This window comes from Alphaproteobacteria bacterium, from assembly GCA_040905865.1.
Classification (GTDB): Bacteria; Pseudomonadota; Alphaproteobacteria; order UBA8366.
Map to the genome: position 1 here is coordinate 42,580 of JBBDQU010000080.1, position 19,436 is coordinate 62,015.

Here is a 19,436-nt window from a genome sequence, read left to right on the forward strand (position 1 = left end):
CCTAATGCGAGTGGCGCGGGGTATTGGCCCCGACGCCATGATAGGCCGTGGCGAGTTCCAGGCACGCGCCGCTGGACATCTGTCCGACCATGGAACGGTAGATTTCCTGCCACGGCGTCTGGTGTTTCAGTTCCGGCAGGACGAGGTTGTCCTGGCGCTGTTTCAGTTCTTCGTCCGAAATGACGATATCGACCCGCCGCTTGTTCAGGTCGATGCAGACGATATCGTTGGTTTTCAGGATGGCGAGGCCGCCGCCGACAGCCGCCTCCGGCGAAGCGTTCAGGATAGACGGGCTGGCCGAGGTGCCGCTCTGCCGGCCATCGCCGATACAGGGCAGTTCCGGCGTGCCGGATTTCACCAGCGCATCCGGCGGCAGCATGTTCACCACTTCGGCGGATCCCGGATATCCCACCGGGCCGCAGCCGCGAATGAACAGCATGCAGGTATCGTCGATATTCAGGGATGGGTCGTTGATCCGGTCGTGGTAATCCTCGGGTCCTTCAAAGACGATGGCCCGTCCTTCGAACCGGTTCTCGCTGCCGGGCGTTGACAGGTATTTGGCGCGGAATTCCCTGCTGATGACGGATGTCTTCATCAGCGCCGAATCGAACAGGTTACCGCTGACGACGATGAACCCGGCTTCCTCCATCATCGGTTTGTCGAACGGGTAGATGACCCGGCTGTCCAGGACTTTGGCGTCCTTGTAGTTTTCGCCGATTGTCTTGCCCGTAACGGTCATGGCGTCGAGCTTGAGCTTGCCGCCCTTCATCAGTTCCGAACAGACGGCCGGCACGCCGCCGGCAAGATGGTATCCCTCGCCGAGGAATTCGCCGGCCGGCTGGCAATTGACCAGCAGCGGGATGTCATGCCCGGTGGTTTGCCATTCCTCGATATCGAGGTCGACGCCGATATGGCGGGCGATCGCGTTGATGTGGATCGGGCAATTGGTCGATCCGCCGATGGCGGAATTCACGACGATAGCGTTATGGAAGGCTTCCTTCGTCATGATTTTCGACGGGGTGAGGTCTTCCCATACCATGTCGACAATGCGCTTGCCCGTTGCATAGGCCATCTGTCCGCGTTCCCGGTAGGGGGCCGGAATGCTGGCGCAGCCCGGCAGGGACATGCCCAGCGCCTCGGCCAGCGAATTCATCGACAGGGCCGTTCCCATGGTGTTGCAATGGCCGAGGCTCGGCGCGGACGCCGTCACCATGTCCATGAAGCCGTCATAGTCGATTTCGCCGGCGGCCAGCATCTCGCGGGCCTTCCAGACGATGGTGCCGGAACCCGCCAGCGTGCCTTCCCAGTGACCGTCCAGCATGGGGCCGCCGGACAGCACGATGGCCGGAATATCCGCCGTTGCCGCCGCCATGATGCAGGCCGGGGTGGTCTTGTCGCAGCCGGTTGTCAGTACGACCCCGTCCAGCGGGTAGCCATGCAGAACCTCGACAATGCCGAGATAGGCGAGGTTCCGGTCGAGACCCGCGGTCGGCCGCTTGCCGGTTTCCTGGATTGGGTGAACCGGAAATTCAAAGGGTACGCCGCCGGCGGCACGGATTCCGTGTTTCATCCGATCCGCCAGATCGACATGGATACGATTGCAGGGGGCGAGATCGCTGCCGGTCTGGGCAATGCCGATAATCGGCATGCCGGACTGCAGTTCTTCGCGGGTGATGCCGTAATTCAGGTATCGCTCGATATACAACGCGGTCATACCGGGATTTTCGGGATTGTCGAACCATGAGCGACTGCGCAGCGGAGTTTGCCGTTTCGTGGTTGCCATGACCGTCCTCTTTCATGTTTTCGCGTCGAGATATCGCGCCAGAAGGTGGAGTGCTGCCGGATTATCGTTACCGGCGCCTAACCGTCAACCATAGGCTAAGCGGCGCCTCTCGGCCGGTTCGAATTGCCGGAAGGCGCAGGATATGCGCCGCAGCACGTCGTTTTCTATAAACATGCTTGCATCCGGGCGGCCGGGTCTGAATGATCGGGTTGGCAACAAGGATGGATCATGCCGAAAAAACTGCATCTGCATCTTGAGAGCCTTTCGGCGAAATCGTCGCATATGCACCTCACCCCGGAAGTCTGGGAGAGTGCCGCCGCGCGGCATCCGGAACTGGCGGCGAAGCTGGATGTGACATTCGGCTGGGACGGCAAGGACTTTGCGAAACATGCAGGAAGCGCTGATATCCTGTTCGGATCCGATTTCCCGCGCGAGAGGCTGAGCGACGTCGCGCCGAAGCTGAAATGGATCAATGTGCCGGCGGCGGGCACGGAGAACTTCATGCCCTTCGACTGGCTGCCCGAAGGGATCGCCTTCACGAACAACAGCGGCAATCACCATCAGCGCGCCATCGAATTCGGCGCCATGGCGCTGATGGCGCTGCATAACCGGCTGCCGGAGGTTGTCACCAACCAGCGCAATCGCGACTGGAACCGTATCTTCAGTACCGTGGCGTCGGACAAGGTCGTTGTTATCCTGGGATTCGGCAGCCTGGGTTCCGGCGTCGGCAAGGCGGCGAAGATGTTCGGCATGCATGTCATTGGCGTCACCCGCAGCGGCCGGCCCAGTGAATTTGCCGATGAAATGTACCGGACAGCGGCGTTGCGGGACCATCTGCCCCGTGCCGATTTCCTGGTCGTCGCCTCGCCGGTCACGCCGGAAACGCGCGGACTTATCGGGGCGGCGGAACTCGACCTGATGAAGCCGGGGGCGGGGGTCGTCAATATCGGGCGGGCGCCGATCATGGATTACGGGGCGCTGCGCGAACGGCTGGAATCTGGCCATATCGGCGGCGCCATACTGGACGTGTTCGATCCCGAACCGCTGGCGGTGGACTCGCCGCTGTGGACAACGCCGAACCTGATCGTCACGCCGCATAATTCGACCGACGACGTGGAACAGTATATTCCCCGGACCATCGACATGTTCTTCGCCAATCTGGCGCGGTTTATCGACGGAAAACCGCTGGAAAACCAGGTTGACCGGGAACTCGGATACTGGGTCAGGGAATAGGGAAGGGGGCATTCATGGCGCTGGAAATCAATCGGCTCTCGGACATTCTCGGGGCGGAAATCATTGGCGCGGATCTGCGACGCTGGGATGACGACGCGCAGTTTCACGCCATTCACCGGGCATTGCTGGATCACGGGATCGTCGTGCTGCGCGATCAGGATATCGAACCGGCGGATCAGGTGGCGTTCAGCCGAAGATTCGGACCGCTGATCCGCCATGACATGGAACAGTACTGCCTGCCGGATTTTCCGGAAATTTTCCTGGTATCCAACCGGCGTAATGCGGATGACGAATATATCGGCATGCCGGATGCCGGGCGGGACTGGCATTCGGACATGATGTTCAAGGAAAAGCCGAGCATGGGCTCGCTGCTGCGCGCGCTGGAAATTCCGCCGGAGGGCGGCGATACCCTGTTCGCGAACCTGACCGCCGCCCATGAGGCGCTGGATGACGGCATGAAGGCGCGGATCGCCGGATTGAAGGCATGGCACCGATACAAGCGCAGCACCGAGACGGCGAAGCAGGAATTCGCCGTCTCCCTGAATGCGGAGCAGCGGGCGCGGTCGCAAGGCGTGCTGCATCCGATTGTCCGGACGCATCCGGAAACCGGGCGAAAATCGATCTATATCAGTGTCCGTTCGATCACCGGGATCGAGGGGATGGATCAATCAGAAAGCATGCCGCTGCTGGCGGCCCTCAATGAACATTGCGCGCGGCCGGAATTTGTCTACCGGCACAAATGGCGCCTGCACGACATTGTCTTCTGGGACAACCGCTGCACCAACCATCTGGCGGAACCCTACGACCAGCGGTTTTCCCGGCACATGCACCGGACCACGGTGGAGGGCGACCGGCCGGTGTGACGAACCGGATATCAGATGTTGAAGCGGACGGTAAATCAGGGCCGGCGTCCTGGACACTACTTGACGGCGTTTCTCAGCAGATCTGCGGCCTGATGCGGCGTCACGAACTGACCGCCCAGTTCTTCCTGAAAATACTTTAAAAACTGTTCAATTCGGCGAAGAAGAACTTCCAGGTCGTGCTTGGTTTGCACATAAGGTGTACTTCCAGGAAGCAGTGACGCACTATGATACGAGAAACAGAAAAGCTTTCGGCCGTCTTTGAGCAAATTAGTCATCAATCTTCTGTGGGCATTATGGTCGATCCCCTCGGGTGTAAGGGTGATGCGCTCCAGAAGAGTTCCGCGCGCGAAAAAACCAGGTATCTTGCGTGTCAGCACATTTTGAGCATCAATGTAAGCGGATATGTGCCGGGCAGATGCAGTCGTTCTTAACAGCCCAGAATAACCCCTGGTTAAGGGAAGCTCCAGAAAATTCTTCTCATCATCCAGCCAAAATGAAGAGTCAGGATATCGTGTAAAGTCGGGGCCGCCTTCCCTAGCATAGGATGTATGAGGAACGACGCTGGTGTCTACTTCATAGCCAAATTTTCTGATTAATCCAAAACATTCTTTATTTATTCCATATCGGCCAGCCTTGAAAACAGTTGGAAAATATTGGAATCCATCGGCAAATTTATCCGTAATTATTTCGATTTTTTTTGTAATGAGTTCGGGGGAAAGATTGCACAAAAAGGAATTTTTTACGTTCAGTTCTTCCTCGAACGGAGGATTCGTCCAGGGATGAATCTGTACACCAATTTCACATTGGTTTTCGTCCTTCAAATGTTTCAGATACTGAACGGCTTCTGCATTGTCGAGTACTGGAAAATCTGCCAGATACGTAGGCTTTACTCCATACCTTGAAAAAATATCTTGCGCTAGGTATTGATTTTTTATGGAGTTTACGCCGTGTTCATGCCTGCTGAATGGAGCATTCCAATTGAATTCCTCTTCAGTATCCACAATAACGCAGAGCGTCGGCTTTTTTAGAAATTCTTCATTCGTAGGAATGTTGTACGGAACCGACGGCGGCGTGGTATGGCTTTTCTGATGAATTGAAACGTTGTTAGCCGTCGGTTTCAAGGCTGGCGTCGCAACCTTTTGTAGGGTATCGCGCAGGGCGTCAAACTGCTGATCCCGGGAAAATCCCCGATGAACCGATTCAGGCAGATTCGGAATAAAACCTGAATTTTTCTTTATAGATACCCATTCAGATAGTTGTTGTGCAATTTCTCCAGGGTCATTGGAAAACAACCCGGCAGATCTCTCTCTGATAATTCGCGCGGGAACGCCGTCGTTCAGTCCTATTCCCAATATGGGACGCCGAACGGCGAGGTATTCGAATAATTTGGCCGGAACATTGCCTTGCTCGCGAATATTATTCCATTGCAGGAGCAGAAGGATATCGGCCGCTTTTTGTATTTCGAGAGATTCTTCATATCCAACGCGACCCATGATGTCGATAAAATCGGAAACACCGTATTTTTCGGCAATTGGCGCCATACTTTCGATATTCGTTCCAAAGAAAACAACTCGAACCTGATCAGGTGTCAGTTGAGACTGGGCAATAGCTTGAAAAAGTGGCGATGGATCACGTTTTCCAGAATATATGGAGCCCATGTGCAGAATACGTAGCGGCTCTTCCGGTTTAGGAAGGGGAGTCGGTATCGTACCTATTTGCGCCGGGTCGAAACCGTTCATTGCAAGTGTAACGGGCAGGTTGAATTTCTTTTCAAAAAAAGTAACCCAGGGCTCTGAAACGCTGACGATTGCCGCTGCGCTTTTCAGTACTCTGGTTTCCAACCAGTTATCGGTGATATGGCGCCAATCGGGTAATTCGCGATAGGGATCGTCCACCCAACGATCCCGATATTCGGCGACCCATGGAATCCCGTGTTTCCGGCTCAGATAAAAGGCGAGTAAAAATGCCGAAAATGGCGGTCCACTGACATAAATAAGATTCGGCTTCCATTGGCGAAGCAGATCGTTCGACGGCTTCACGGCCTTCGGAATCCAGCCGATAAACCTGTCCGGAAAAAAGAAAAAATTATTATAGTTTGCTGCTATAGTTTTGCGGAGTGCCTTGATTCCGCTATTCATGCCTTGAGGAGAGTTCGACGTCTGGATGTTGTTACTATTCAGAATGCGTCCATGGGTTTTTGACAAAGGATGGATATACCGGTCAATATCGATCCATCCCGTATTGAGAATTTTTTCTTGAGGTATTTCAATAGTTTGTGTGCGGTCCGGGTCGCCTATGCCGGACGTAATGACACGTATGTCGTATCCGTTCCGATGTAAATACCTTGCAAATTTTCCCGTTCGTACGGCGGCGATAGTATTGATGGGTGGGAAATGCCATGTAATAAAAGCAACCTTCATTTCGTTCAAAACTTTTTCATCTTGTTGTGCTCCATTAGGATTGAACGTAGGAATAAATATTCGACCAGTAAAGCCAGCATAAAATGAATTCTGGCAATCTGCCTGTTCTGAGGCTCGATTGATTTAAGGTTAATTTATTGAACTGTCCTCATACTGACTTTGTCTAAAAAAAGAACGGATAATAAAACATTTATTATCCGTTCTATTCTTAGATTCGGACTGACGCTAGCGCTTCCCGATCGGTACGAACTTGCGATCGGTGTGGCCCGTGTAGAGTTGCCGCGGCCGCGAGATCTTCTGGGACGGGTCCTCGATCATTTCCTTCCACTGGGCAATCCAGCCCACTGTCCGCGCCACGGCGAACAGCACGGTGAACATCGATGTCGGGAATCCCAGCGCCTTCAGGATGATGCCGGAATAAAAATCCACGTTCGGGAACAGCTTGCGCTTGATGAAATAATCGTCCTCCAGGGCGATCCGTTCCAGTTCCATGGCGATGTCGAGCAGCGGTTCGTCCTTGATGCCCAGTTCGTCCAGCACGTCATGCGCGGATTTCATCAGCACCCGGGCGCGCGGGTCGTGGTTCTTGTAGACCCGGTGGCCGAAGCCCATGAGCTTGAAATTGTCGTCCGGATCCTTCACGCGCTTAATGACCGAGCCGACGTTATCCTTGCTGCCGATCTCGTTGAGCATGATCAGAACGGCCTCGTTGGCGCCGCCATGCGCCGGACCCCACAACGATGCGATGCCCGCTGCGATGCAGGCGAACGGATTGGCGCCGGAGGAGCCTGCGGTGCGCACCGTGGAGGTTGACGCATTCTGTTCGTGATCCGCGTGCAGGATCAGGATTTTTTCCATGGCGTCGGAGACGGTCGGGCTGACCTTGTATTCCTCCGCCGGGACCGCGAACATCATGTGCAGGAAGTTCTCGGCATATCCCATGTCGTTGCGCGGATACACGAAGGGCTGGCCGATGGAATACTTGTAGGCCATGGCCGCGATGGTCGGCATCTTGGCGATCAGCCGGTGGGTGGCGATCATGCGCTGGTGCGGGTCGTTGATGTCGGTGGAGTCGTGGTAGAAGGCGGATAAGGCGCCGGCGACGCCGCACAGGACGGCCATGGGGTGCGCATCGCGCCGGAACCCGCGATAGAAGTTGTGGAGTTGTTCATGCACCATCGTGTGGTTGGTGATGGTCATGTCGAAGCTCTTTTTTTCTGCGGCGTTCGGCAGTTCGCCGTTGAGCAGGAGGTAACAGACTTCCAGGAAATCGCAATTCGCCGCCAGGTCCTCGATCGCGTAACCGCGATGCATCAGGATGCCTACGTCGCCGTCGATGTAGGTGATCTTCGACTCGCAGGCGCCGGTGGAGGTGAATCCCGGATCATAGGTGAAGTGTCCGGTCTGGCCGTACAGCGGGCGTACGTCGATCACTTTCGGTCCCACGGTACCGGGCATCAACGGAAAGTCGTATGTTTCACCCGTACTGTGGTCTGTCAGTGTCACATACTCGTTTCCGAGTGCACCCTTCGCTTTATCGCTCATTGCAGACCTTTCTGTATTTTCAAATGTTTAATCGACAAGTTAAGCATGTTCGCGCGGGAAATTGCGCGATGCAGCATGCAGCTCTGACCTGTCTCTCCCTCGCGTTGCACTGCATTATAATGCGCTATTTGCCGACGGGCAAACTGACTCCGGCGGGCGATCGATCCCGGGAACCTGACCCAGGCGCGACAGGGTCTCGTCCCTTCCCAGGATACGCATGACCTCGAAGATGCCGGGTGACGCATTCGACCCGGTCAGCGCGGCGCGCATGGGCTGCGCCAGTGCGCCGAGGCCGACATTCAGTTCGGCCGCGGTTTGACGGCCGGCTTCTTCCAGGGCTTCATCGGTCCAGGCTTCGATGCCGGCAAGGACCCGGCAAAACCGTGCAAGGATAGCGATACCGGCCGGGTCCAGCTGCTTCGCGGCCTTTGCGTTGGCGAGTGGATATTGCGGCGCTGCCACATAAATACCGGCGTTTTCAACGAGTTCGTTCAGGGATTTGACGCGCTGCGCAAGGCCGGGGAGGCCCTGCAGCAGCCTTTCGCGGATGATGTCCCGTTGCTCGCCGGAAATCGTTCCGCCCATTTTTTCCATGACCATCTGCGCCAGCGCCGCCGGGTCGGCCGTGCGCAGATAGTGGCCGTTGATGCTGTCCAGCTTGGCAAAATCGAACCGGGCGGCCGCCTTGCCGACGCTGCCCAGGTCAAACCACTCGATTGCCTGGCCGGTTTCGATAATCTCGTCATCGCCATGGCTCCAGCCGAGTCGCAGCAGGTAATTTCGCAGCGCCGCCGGCAGGTATCCCATGTCGCGATAGGCATCGACACCCAGCGCGCCGTGGCGCTTGGACAGCTTCTGACCGTCGACGCCGTGGATCAGGGGAATATGCGCAAAGGCGGGCACATCCCAGCCACAGGCCTGGAACAGGTGCTTTTGCCGCGCCGCATTGGTCAGATGGTCGTCGCCCCGGATGACATGCGTTATGCCCATGTCGTGATCGTCCACGACAACGGACAGCATGTAGGTCGGCGTCCCGTCGCTCCGCAGCAGGATCATGTCGTCTAGCTGGCTGTTCGCGACCCGTACGGCGCCCTGGACGAGATCGTCGACGACCGTTTCACCGTCCTGCGGCGCCTTCAGGCGTATGGCGGGGCTGACCCCGGCAGGCGCTTCCGACGGGTCCCTGTCCCGCCATCTTCCGTCATAGCGTATAGACCGGCCTGCCTTTTTGGCGGCTTCGCGCATTTCGGCAAGCTCTTCGGGGCTGCAATAGCAGCGATAGGCATTGCCGGAGGCCAGCAGATCGTTCACGACCGCGACATGGCGGTCCAGATGCTGCGACTGGAAATAGGTTTCGCCGTCCCAGTGCAGTTCCAGCCATTTCAGGCCTTCCAGAATGGCCTCGACCGCTTCCGGCGTGGAGCGTTTGCGGTCCGTATCCTCGATGCGCAGCATGAATTCGCCGCCATGATGGCGGGCGAAGAGCCAGTTGAACAACGCCGTCCGCGCACCGCCAATATGCAGGAAACCGGTTGGCGAGGGTGCAAATCGCGTTACGACGGTCATATCGGGCCTTTCGCTGCAAAAAAGGAGCAGGCGCGGTTTAGCACGCTGCCGGTCAACGAGAAATATTAATCGAAACGCGGATTGCCATAGCGCGCCCGCTTCGGATTCTGCGATAACCCGGTTAGAGGCGAATCATGACTCTAACGGATGCAATAAATCTTAAAACAACCGCAAGAGGCGCGTTTGCGGGTCTGGGGTCGCAGTTTCACGCCGAGCGGGAACGCTGGCCGCTCTGGGCGCCCGTATTCTTCGCCATGGGGATTGCGGCATATTTCTCGATGTCTTTCGAGCCCTCTGTCTGGGCGGGGGTATGCGCGGCGGTGTTCGCCGTGGCGATACTTCTTCTGCGCAGGAATGCGGGAAATGCGTTTCTGCCGCTGGCCGTATTGGCAATCGCGGGGCTGGGATTTGCGGCGGCGCAATACCGGACGGCTTCGGTCGCCGCGCCTGTCCTCAAAAAAGCCTACGGGCCGGCGGTTATCGCGGGCAGGGTCGTGCATATCGAGTCCTTTCCGGCGTATGCCAGAATTTGGATCGACCGGCTCGAGATTCCCGGGTTGTCCCCGGACGAGACACCGAAACAAGTTCGTGTCCGGCTTTACCGTGCCGAAATGTTATCGCCGGGAATGCGGGTTACAGTGTTTGCGAAACTGTCGCCGCCGTCAGGCCCCGCCGCGCCCGGCGAATACGATTTTCGCCGCAGGGCGTGGTTCGAACAACTCGGCGGGGTCGGTTTCGCCCTGGGGGCGCCGCGGCCTGTTGTCGCGAAAGGGGACGCTGCGGCAGGGAGTATCCGGATATGGATATCGGATATTCGCCGCAGCATTGGCGAACGGATACGAACAGTGCTGCCCGGTGCGTCCGGAGGGGTCGCGGTCGCTCTGATCACCGGTGACCGCAGCGGCATTCCCGCCGATGTCATCGATGCGATGCGGGATTCCGGACTGGCGCATCTGCTGGCCATCTCAGGCCTGCACATGGGGCTGGTTGCGGGATTCATCTTCTTCGGACTGAGGACCCTTCTGGCGCTCAGCGAAACGCTGGCCCTGAACTACCCCATCAAGAAATGGGCCGCCGTGGCCGCGCTGCTGGGCAGTGCCGGTTACCTCGCACTGGCTGGGGCGACGGTGCCCACGCAGCGTGCCTTCCTGATGACCGGGCTGGTCCTGATGGCGGTTCTGTTCGACCGGACCGCCATCTCGCTGCGCCTCGTGGCCTGGGCGGCGGCTTTCATTCTCATCGTCGCGCCGGAAAGCCTGCTGGGCGCAAGCTTCCAGATGTCGTTCGCCGCCGTTGTCGCGCTGGTTTCGGTATATGAGCAGGGTATGCCGTTCGTGCGGCGGCGGCCGGGTCGGGGCTGGGGCGGGCGCATGCCGCGATATATCGGCGGCGTTGCGCTGACGACCCTGATTGCGGGGGCGGCAACGGGCCTGATCGCGCTGTACCATTTCGGCCGCATCGCACATTTCGGTCTTGCGGCGAATATTGTCGCTGTACCGGTCACGGCGCTGTGGATCATGCCCTGGGCGGTCGTGTCGGTCGCCCTGATGCCCTTCGGTCTCGAAGGGCTGGCGCTTGTTCCGATGGAATGGGGGGTTGCCCTGGTCATTCATGTGGCGCGGGGCGTCGCGGACTGGCCCGGCGCGGTCAGCCTTGTGCCGGCCATGCCCGTATGGGGGCTGGCATGCATCGCGCTGGGCGGGTTATGGCTGTGCCTCTGGCGGCGGCGATGGCGATATTTCGGAATCGCGGGAATTGCCGCGGGGCTGGCGTCCATACCAGCGCATCGGGCGCCCGACATTCTGGTTTCCGACGACGGGGGCGTGATGGCCGTCAGGGACGCGGAGGGCGAACTGATTGTGAACAATGTCCGCCGTGGCAGGCGCACCGCACGAAGCTGGCTGGAAAACGCAGGCCAGCTGGATGTCCGATCCGCCAGGGACCCGGCGCTGGAAGACCGGATCGCCTGTGATGCGCTGGGCTGTATCGCCCATCTGCGGGGGAAAACGGTGGCCCTGGTCGAAGATCCCCGCGCATTGTCCGACGACTGCCGTCGCGCCGAAATCGTCGTGAGCGCGGTCCCGGTACGGGGGCGCTGCGCGTCCGCCCGGATCGTCGTGGACCGCTTCGACCTCTGGCGCCATGGCGCCCACGCCATTCGGATAGGCCCGGAGGGGGAGATTTCCGTTGAAACGGTGGCCGATTATTCGGGCAATCGGCCCTGGACGCCGGAACGGCCCGACTGGCGCCGCAAGAGGCGCGATCAGTAGCGGCGCATCAGCCCCGCCAGCCGGCCCTGAACCTTGACCCGATCCGGCCCGAAAATGCGCGTCTCGTAAGCCTTGTTCGCCGGTTCGAGCGCAATGGAATCGCCCTTTTTGCGAATGCGCTTGAGGGTTACTTCATTGTCGTCGATCAGGGCGACGACGATGGTGCCGGTCTCCGCCGTGTCGCAACGCTGGATGATAACCGTATCGCCATCGAGAATACCCGCATCGATCATCGAGTCGCCTTCGACCTCCAGGGCATAATGTTCGCCGCCGCCCAGCATGCTGACCGGAATGCTGACCGGCGTCGACTGATCGCGCAGCGCCTCGATCGGGGTTCCCGCCGCGATCCTGCCATATAGCGGCAAGGGGATGCTTTCGACGCCGCCATCGGCAACATTACCGGCGGGCGGTGTATATTCCTCGTTGCTGATGATGGTCGGCGAAAACCCGGCCCGGGACCCGAGCCCGGCGCTTTCCGCGTTCTCCGGTAATTTCAGAACTTCGAGGGCGCGCGCCCGGTGCGGCAGGCGGCGGATGAATTCGCGTTCCTCCAGGCCGGTAATCAGCCGGTGAATACCTGATTTCGACTTGAGGCTGAGCGCTTTCTTCATTTCCTCGAATGACGGCGAAACCCCGGTTTCCAACAGTTTTTCCTGAATGAACATCAGGAGTTCGTACTGCTTGCGCGTCAACATGATGAATTCTCCCAAATCCGATATCCTGCGAAGTTTTCCACAAGATATGGAACAAAACCAAAACATCTATACATGTTCTAGTTTGGTTCGCGTTTTGGTTCAAGGGGAAAATTGCGTGCGGGCAAATTAATGCGTGCGCTGGTCTTTCAGATGCGAAGCATACCGGAAGGTAACGGCAAGTATTCGACAGTATCGCCGGCCCTGGCGGGGGCGGCGTGCGGCGCCCTTACGACAAGGCAGTCCGCATGGGCGAGGCGCGAGAACATCGAACTGTCCTGCCTGGAAAAGGGGGTGACAAGCGGTGCGCCTGCCGCGGAATACGACAGCTTGGCGCGCAGATAATCTTCCCGGCGGTCATTCTCCTCCAGGTCGACCGTCAACTGCGCCCTGTAGCCCGGATGCTCCGGCGCAACGACGCCCTGCATGCGGTCCAGCGCCGGCAGCATGAAGATGACCGCGCATACCAGCGAGGAAACCGGATTGCCTGGAAGGCCCAGGACCGGGGTGCCGTGAACATGGCCGAACATCAACGGTTTGCCCGGACGCATGGCAATCTGCCAGAAATCGAGATCGAGCCCCGCTTCGCCGAGCACGCTCTGTACCAGGTCATGTTCGCCGACCGAAACGCCGCCGGTTGTCAGCAGGAGGTCGGCGCCGCGCGCGTCTGCCGCCATGGCGGCCAGGGTTTCGCGGTTATCCGGTGCGATGCCGAGCGAAATGGGGATGCCGCCGCGCGCCCGGACGGCCGCGGCGAGCGACAGCCCGTTCGAACTGACGATCTGATTGGGCCCGACGGGATCGCCCGGCATGACGACTTCGTCGCCCGTCGACAGGATCGCCACGCGCGGCTGGCGGCGGACCATCAGCCAGGGGCGGTTCATCGCCGCGGCGAGACCGATATCCCGCGCCGTCACCGTGTCGCCCGTCTTCAGCAGGATGTCGCCTTCGCTGAAATCCAGCCCCGCGGGGCGGATATAATGGCCGACCGGTACGGATACCTTTACCGAAATCAACCTGCCTTCGGCGACGGTGTCTTCCTGGATCACGATGGCGTCGGCGCCGGCGGGTACCGGCCCGCCGGTAAAAATGCGCACGCATTGGCCGGGTGCGACCTCGCCCTGATGCGCGCCGCCGGCCGGTGCCGCGCCGACGACTTCCAGCACTGCCGGGATATTCGCCGTATCCGCCGCACGGACCGCATAGCCGTCCATGGCGGAAACGGCCTTTGGCGGCTGGGTTCGCCGGGAGGCGACGTCCTCGGCGAGGACCCGGCCGAGCGCATCGCTGAGCCCGACCTGTTCGGGCGGCAGGGGCGCAAACGCATTAAGGATCCTCTGGCGGGCTTCGGCGACAGCGAGCATCAGGCACCCTCATAGACGCCGGACTTTCCGCCGGCTTTGTGAATCAGGCGGATATCGGTGATTTTCATGCTCCGGTCGACCGCCTTGCACATGTCGTAGACCGTGAGCGCCGCGACCGACACCGCCGTCAGGGCTTCCATTTCCACACCGGTGCGGCCTTTCAGCTTGCAGGTGGCGGTGATATCGATGGCGTTGCGATCCGTATCAAGGGCGAGTTCCACTTTCACCGAACTGAGCGCCAGCGGATGACAGAGCGGTATCAGCTCCGGGGTCCGCTTCGCGCCCATGATGCCGGCCAGTTGCGCGACCGCCATGACATCGCCCTTCCTGACGCCGCCCTGCAGAATCATCCGCGCGGTTTCCGGCTGCATCACGATGGTTCCGGCGGCCGTGGCGGTACGTTCGGTTTCAGCCTTGCCCCCGACATCGACCATGACCGCGTTGCCGTCCGCATCGAAATGGGTGAATCCGGACATGGGGAGCCTCAGGCCGGGATCGCGACAGGTTGGGCCAGTATGGCCCGCGTGGCAGCCGCGACGTCATCCTGCCGCATCAGGGATTCGCCGATCAGGAAACAGCGGACACCGACGGCGGCGCAGCGGGCCAGGTCGGCAGGCGACCGAAGGCCGCTTTCGCCGACGGCAATGCGGTTGGCCGGTATTGCCGCCGCCATGCGTTCGGTCGTCGCGAGATCGACGGCGAGTGTCTTCAGGTTCCGGTTATTGACGCCGAGCAGCCGTGAATTCAGGTTCAGCGCGCGTTCGAGTTCGGACTCGTCATGGACCTCGATCAGGACATCCATGCCGATCTCGAATGCCAGCGATTCGAGGTCGGCCGCCTGACTGTCCTCGAGCGCGGCCATGATCAGCAGGATGCAGTCCGCGCCGATCGCCCGCGCCTCATGCACCTGATAGGGGTCGAGCATGAAATCCTTGCGCAGGACCGGCAGGTCCACGGCATTCCGTGCGGCGGTCAGGTAATCGTTGCTGCCCTGGAAATAGGGCGTGTCCGTCAGGACCGAAAGGCAGGCCGCGCCGCCGGCCTCATAGGCTGCCGCCAGGTCCGGGGATGAGAAATCGGCGCGGATCAGCCCCTTGCTGGGCGACGCCTTTTTCAGTTCCGCAATCAACCCGTACCCCGTTGCGGACGCGGCGGCGAGACTGTCGGCGAAGGGCCGGACTGGCGGTGCGCTGGCCGCGCGCGCCTTCATTTCCGGCAATGGCGTTGCCGCTTTCAACGTCGCGACATGGTCGCGCTTGTCGCGGCAGATGCGGTCCAGTACGTCGCTCATGCGCGGCCCTCATTGGTAATGGCGACAAGGCCTTCCAGGGCGCGCCTGGCGCCGCCATCGGCAATGGCCTGCGCCGCAATGTCCACGCCGTCTCGCAGATTATCGGTGCGGCCCGCGACCTGCAGCGCCGCCGCCGCGCCGAACAGCACGATATCCCGGTAAGCGCCGCTCTTGCCGGCGAGTACGTCGCGGATGGCGGCGGCGTTGTATTCCGCGTCGCCGCCTTTCAGCTCCGCGGCATTGCCAGGCGGCAGTCCCGCGTCGGCCGGCGACAGTTCGAAGCGGCGAAGCGTGCCGTTGTAATACTCGCAGATGGTGGACGGACCGGTCGTCGTCAGTTCGTCCAGCCCGTCCGAACCATGCACGACCCAGGCGCGTTCGGCGCCCAGCGCGCCGAGCGTTTCGGCCATCGGTTCGACCCATTTTTCCAGATAGGTTCCGACCAGCAGCAGTTTCACGTCGGCCGGGTTCGACAGGGGACCGAGGATGTTGAAAATCGTCGGCGTGCCGAGTTCGATCCGGGTCGGCATGACGTTGCGCATCGCGCCGTGATGGCGCTGGGCCATCATGAAGCAGATGCCGGCCTCGTTCAGCGCCTTTTCCAGCAGGGGAAAATCAGCGTCGAGATTGACACCAAGGGCGCTCAGGACGTCCGCCGCGCCGGATTTCGATGTTGCCGCCCGGTTGCCGTGCTTGGCGACCGGTACGCCGCAGCCCGCGACGACCAGGGCCGTGCAGGTCGAAATATTGTAGGTGCCCGAACGGTCGCCCCCCGTACCGACGACATCCATGGCGCCTGCCGGCGCGCGGATATGGGCCGCCCTGGCGCGCATCGTCGTGGCCGCGCCGGTAATTTCCTCGACGGTTTCGCCCCGGGTCCGCAGCGCCATCAGCAACCCGCCCATCTGGGCTGGGGTGGCGTCGCCGGACATCATGATGTCGAAGGCCTGCCGGGCTTCGTCCGCGGCAAGGGTTTCGCCGCCGGCAACCTTGCCCAGCAGGGCCTTGAACCGCTCTGACGGACCGGTCATGCCGCGTCCCTGTACTGTCGCGTCATGTCCAGGAAATTGCCGAGCAACTGGTGGCCATGTTGGGAAGCGATGCTTTCGGGGTGGAACTGGACGCCGTACAGGGGCAGTTCGCGATGCGCGACCCCCATGATGACCCCGTCATCGGCTTCGGCGGTGATTTCCAGGCATTCGGGCAGGGATTCCCGCTCGACGACCAGCGAATGGTATCGCGTTGCCGTGAAGGGGCTGGGCAGCCCCTTGAAGACATCGGTGCCCTGATGGCGGATTTCGCTTTTCTTGCCGTGCATGCAGGCCGGGGCGCGGACGATCCGGCCGCCCATCGCCTGTCCGATCGCCTGGTGGCCAAGGCAGACGCCCAGCAACGGAATTTTCCCGGCGGCGGCCCGGACGAGGTCGAGGCAGATTCCGGCACGATCAGGATCGCAGGGGCCGGGCGACAGCACGATCCCTTCGGGCTGCATGGCCATCGCTTCCGCGACAGACAGCGCATCGTTGCGCCGCACCTCGAAGACCGTTCCCAGTTCGCCCAGAAAATGCCAGAGGTTGTATGTGAAGCTGTCGTAGTTATCGATTAGAAGATACATATCAATACGTTCTAACGTCTTGTTCAGACGATTACCCGTTGCGGTTCGGTATCTTATAGCAGGAAGCAGGGGGCGACGGAAGAAACCTGGCGCGGCTCTTTACTTCCGCTAAATCAGCGGCCCTTGAAAACCGGTTTACGCTTTTCCCTGAAGGCCCTGCCGCCTTCCTTCTGATCCTCGCTGCGGGAAATGGCGAGGAGGTCGCGCCGGGCCAGTGCGGCCTGCTCGGACGGTCCCCGGGCGATGACTTCGTTGCGTACGAAGCGCTTGAGCGCCCCCATGACCAGCGGAGCGCTGTCCCGGAAGATTTCGGCATACTCCATCGCGCCGGCGATGTGCTCTCCCTTCGGCACGACCTTGTTGACCATGCCCACTTCATAGGCGCGCCGGGCGCTGAAATGTTTGCCGGACAGCATGAATTCCATCGCGATCTTGTAGGGCAGGCGCGATGCGCAGCCGGCGATCAGCCCGCCGCAGAACCCGACCTGCGCTTCGGGATAGAAGAAATCGGCGGTTTCATCGGCGACGGCGATGTCGCAGAACTGCACCAGCACATAGGCGCCGCCGACGCAGTAGCCGGACACGGCGGCGATGAGAGGTTTGTCCACATCGACACCGACGCCGGGCATGCACTCCCACAATTCGGGATTGACGGGTGGATCGGTCAGGTCGGCGCCGACGGAGAAAGCGCGGTTGCCCGCGCCGGTAACGATGGCGCAGCGGTCGTCGCTTTCGTTGAAGCGGAAGAAGATATCGCGCAGTTCCGCGACGATGCCGTTCGTCAGGGCATTGAGTTTTTCCGGCCGGTTGATCGTTATCGTGCCGATTCCGTCGGCGGACCGATAGGTGACGAGGTTGCTGCTCATGACTGGTTCCCGCAAAAGCGAATGAAAAAAAGACCGGCGGAATTGCACCACAAGGCATGCCGGGACGCAAATTTTAGCGCGCGATCCTTAGCGCCGGCCTGCACTTTCGCCTGTCGATAACGGCGCCGGATAGGGGTGGGTCGACATGGGGGCGTCGAAAATTGCAGTATCCGTTTCAGACCGGATTCTGAAACATCATCGAGCGCGCCAGCCGGATTGTCCTGCTGGCGTGGCTGTCTTAACGGAGGAAAAAGAAATATGGCCTTGAACGGATCGCAGATTATCGCCCGCGCATTGAAGCAGCATGGGGTCGATAATTTTTTCTACATCATGGGCGGCCCCATGATGGCGGCGGAAAGCGAAACCATGGGGCAGGGTATCCGTGGCGTCGATGTGCGCCATGAACAGGCGGCTGCCCTGATGGCGCATGCCTATGCCCGGCTGCGCAATCGCCCCGGTATCTGCATGGCGGCTTCGGGCCCGGGCGTCACCAATCTCGTCACGGGCATCGCCCATGCCTGGGCCGACTGCACGCCCGTTATCGCCCTGGGCGGTTCGTCGCCCTATGGCATGTCGGGGCAGGGCGGTTTCCAGGAAATCGATCAGGTCACGATGATGTCGCCCTGCACCAAATGGTCCGAGCGGGTCTACGATCCGGCGCGCATTCCCGAATACATCAACAAGGCGTTCCAGACGGCGATGTCCGGCAAACCGGGCCCGGTCTATCTCGATTTTCCGGGCGATGTGCTGTACCGCAACGTCGAGGAAGACACGATCAAATGGCCGGAACCCTGGGATCCCGCAAAACGGGCGCGGCCGCAGGCCAGCCAGGCGGATGTGGACAGCGTCATTGCGATGCTGCAGGCGGCCGAACGGCCGGTGATCGTTTCGGGCAGCGGCATCCAGTGGTCCGGGGCCGAGGCCGCGATGCAGGATTTTGTCGAAACGGTGGGAATTCCGTTCTACACGACGCCACAAAGTCGCGGCGTTATTCCGGAAGACCATGAATACTGCTACCTGACGGCGCGGTCCGCCGCGTTCCGGGAAGCGGACCTGATCTTCGTGCTGGGAACCCGCATGAATTATGTCATTGGGAACGCCGCGCCGCCGCGCTTTAACGCGGATGCAAAGATCGTGCGGGTCGAGGTCGATCCCATCGAACTGGAAAGCAGCCCGCGCAAGCTCGACCTCGGCATCGTCGGCGACGCCAGGGCCGTGCTGGAACAGCTGACGGCCGCCGCGAAGGGCAAGCTGTCGCCGTCCAATTACCAGAGCTGGCGGGAACGCCTCGGCGGCAGCAATGCCAGCAAGGTGGCGGAGCAGGAGAAGGTCCTGTCCAACAGCGCCGAACCGATCCATCCGCTGCGGCTCTGCAAGGAAATCCGTGACTTCCTCGACCGGGATTCGATCCTGGTTGTCGACGGACAGGAAATCCTGAATTTCGGCCGTCAGTCCATTCCGACCTTTGCGCCGCGGCACCGTATGAATTCCGGCTGTTTCGGGACGATGGGCGTCGGCCTGCCCATGGGGCTGGGCGCGAAAATCGCCTCGCCGGACAAGCAGGTCCTGGTCCTGCATGGCGACGGTTCCTTTGGCATGAACGCCATGGAGATTGACACGGCGGCCCGTCACGGTATCGCCGTTACCTGCGTCATCAGCATGAATGGCGGCTGGACCGCCGACCCGGAGAAAAAGAAGCCGGGCCGGGACCTGGGCTACAAGCGCTATGACCAGATGGCGGAAGCGCTGGGCGCACATGGGGAATACGTCGAATCGCCCGACGATATCCGCGGCGCGCTGGAACGGGCAAAGGCCGCGAACGCCGCCGGGAAGCCGGCACTGGTCAATGTCGTGACCGACAGCAATGCCGGTGCGACAACCACTGCGTTCACCCGCTACGCGACCTGATATTCAAACCTGCGAAGGTG

The 19,436-nt window shown here is 60.3% G+C and carries 15 protein-coding genes; 4 read left to right on the plus strand and 11 right to left on the minus strand.

Annotated features, from left to right (window positions below; genetic code table 11):
- Position 1: 1 nt before the first annotated feature.
- The gene (locus WD767_18770; GenBank protein ID MEX2618135.1) at positions 2–1,783 is read right to left on the minus strand and encodes an IlvD/Edd family dehydratase; all 1,782 of its coding nucleotides are present in this window, start codon (positions 1,781–1,783) and stop codon (positions 2–4) included.
- A 228-nt stretch (positions 1,784–2,011) separates the two neighbouring features.
- On the opposite strand from WD767_18770, the gene WD767_18775 reads away from it, so the two are divergent.
- Together WD767_18775 and WD767_18780 are read left to right on the plus strand one after the other, a co-directional pair.
- Positions 2,012–3,016 carry a D-2-hydroxyacid dehydrogenase gene (locus WD767_18775; GenBank protein ID MEX2618136.1) on the plus strand — a complete coding sequence of 335 codons (1,005 nt, stop codon included), beginning with the start codon at positions 2,012–2,014 and terminating at the stop codon, positions 3,014–3,016.
- Between the two features lie 14 nt (positions 3,017–3,030).
- Positions 3,031–3,879 carry a TauD/TfdA family dioxygenase gene (locus tag WD767_18780; GenBank protein MEX2618137.1) on the plus strand — a complete coding sequence of 283 codons (849 nt, stop codon included), beginning with the start codon at positions 3,031–3,033 and terminating at the stop codon, positions 3,877–3,879.
- A 56-nt stretch (positions 3,880–3,935) separates the two neighbouring features.
- Here WD767_18780 and WD767_18785 read toward each other — a convergent pair whose 3' ends face one another.
- The 3 genes from WD767_18785 to gltX all read right to left on the minus strand — a co-directional run bounded on the left by WD767_18785 (position 3,936) and on the right by gltX (position 9,410).
- The gene (locus tag WD767_18785) at positions 3,936–6,299 is read right to left on the minus strand and encodes a glycosyltransferase (protein MEX2618138.1); all 2,364 of its coding nucleotides are present in this window, start codon (positions 6,297–6,299) and stop codon (positions 3,936–3,938) included.
- Positions 6,300–6,524: 225 nt separating this feature from the next.
- Complete coding sequence (gltA, locus tag WD767_18790) at positions 6,525–7,844, minus strand: citrate synthase (protein ID MEX2618139.1); 1,320 nt, start codon at positions 7,842–7,844, stop codon at positions 6,525–6,527.
- A gap of 114 nt (positions 7,845–7,958) precedes the next feature.
- A complete protein-coding gene (gene gltX / locus WD767_18795; GenBank protein MEX2618140.1) occupies positions 7,959–9,410 on the minus strand; it encodes a glutamate--tRNA ligase in 1,452 nt (483 codons plus the stop codon).
- A gap of 134 nt (positions 9,411–9,544) precedes the next feature.
- On the opposite strand from gltX, the gene WD767_18800 reads away from it, so the two are divergent.
- Complete coding sequence (locus tag WD767_18800) at positions 9,545–11,680, plus strand: ComEC/Rec2 family competence protein (GenBank protein ID MEX2618141.1); 2,136 nt, start codon at positions 9,545–9,547, stop codon at positions 11,678–11,680.
- Here the strand turns inward: WD767_18800 and lexA are convergent.
- The 7 genes from lexA to WD767_18835 all read right to left on the minus strand — a co-directional run bounded on the left by lexA (position 11,674) and on the right by WD767_18835 (position 17,508).
- Positions 11,674–12,375, minus strand: a complete 702-nt coding sequence (lexA, locus tag WD767_18805; GenBank protein ID MEX2618142.1) for a transcriptional repressor LexA — start codon at positions 12,373–12,375, stop codon at positions 11,674–11,676. The genes WD767_18800 and lexA overlap by 7 nt on opposite strands.
- Positions 12,376–12,521: 146 nt before the next feature.
- Positions 12,522–13,736 (minus strand): gephyrin-like molybdotransferase Glp, encoded by a 1,215-nt coding sequence (gene glp, locus WD767_18810; GenBank protein ID MEX2618143.1) that lies wholly within the window; start codon positions 13,734–13,736, stop codon positions 12,522–12,524.
- Complete coding sequence (gene moaC, locus WD767_18815; protein MEX2618144.1) at positions 13,736–14,212, minus strand: cyclic pyranopterin monophosphate synthase MoaC; 477 nt, start codon at positions 14,210–14,212, stop codon at positions 13,736–13,738. Before moaC ends, glp begins: the two co-directional genes overlap by 1 nt.
- A gap of 8 nt (positions 14,213–14,220) precedes the next feature.
- Positions 14,221–15,027, minus strand: coding sequence for an indole-3-glycerol phosphate synthase TrpC (trpC, locus tag WD767_18820; protein ID MEX2618145.1), 807 nt, complete (start codon positions 15,025–15,027; stop codon positions 14,221–14,223).
- Positions 15,024–16,058: an anthranilate phosphoribosyltransferase gene (trpD, locus tag WD767_18825; GenBank protein MEX2618146.1), complete on the minus strand. Its 1,035-nt coding sequence runs from the start codon at positions 16,056–16,058 to the stop codon at positions 15,024–15,026. Before trpD ends, trpC begins: the two co-directional genes overlap by 4 nt.
- Complete coding sequence (locus WD767_18830) at positions 16,055–16,642, minus strand: aminodeoxychorismate/anthranilate synthase component II (GenBank protein ID MEX2618147.1); 588 nt, start codon at positions 16,640–16,642, stop codon at positions 16,055–16,057. The genes trpD and WD767_18830 overlap by 4 nt, the downstream gene beginning before the upstream one ends.
- Before the next feature lie 113 nt (positions 16,643–16,755).
- Complete coding sequence (locus tag WD767_18835) at positions 16,756–17,508, minus strand: enoyl-CoA hydratase-related protein (protein MEX2618148.1); 753 nt, start codon at positions 17,506–17,508, stop codon at positions 16,756–16,758.
- 258 nt (positions 17,509–17,766) lie between these two features.
- Between WD767_18835 and WD767_18840 the strand changes: the two genes are divergently transcribed.
- Positions 17,767–19,416, plus strand: coding sequence for a thiamine pyrophosphate-binding protein (locus tag WD767_18840; protein ID MEX2618149.1), 1,650 nt, complete (start codon positions 17,767–17,769; stop codon positions 19,414–19,416).
- The last annotated feature ends 20 nt before the right edge of the window (positions 19,417–19,436 follow it).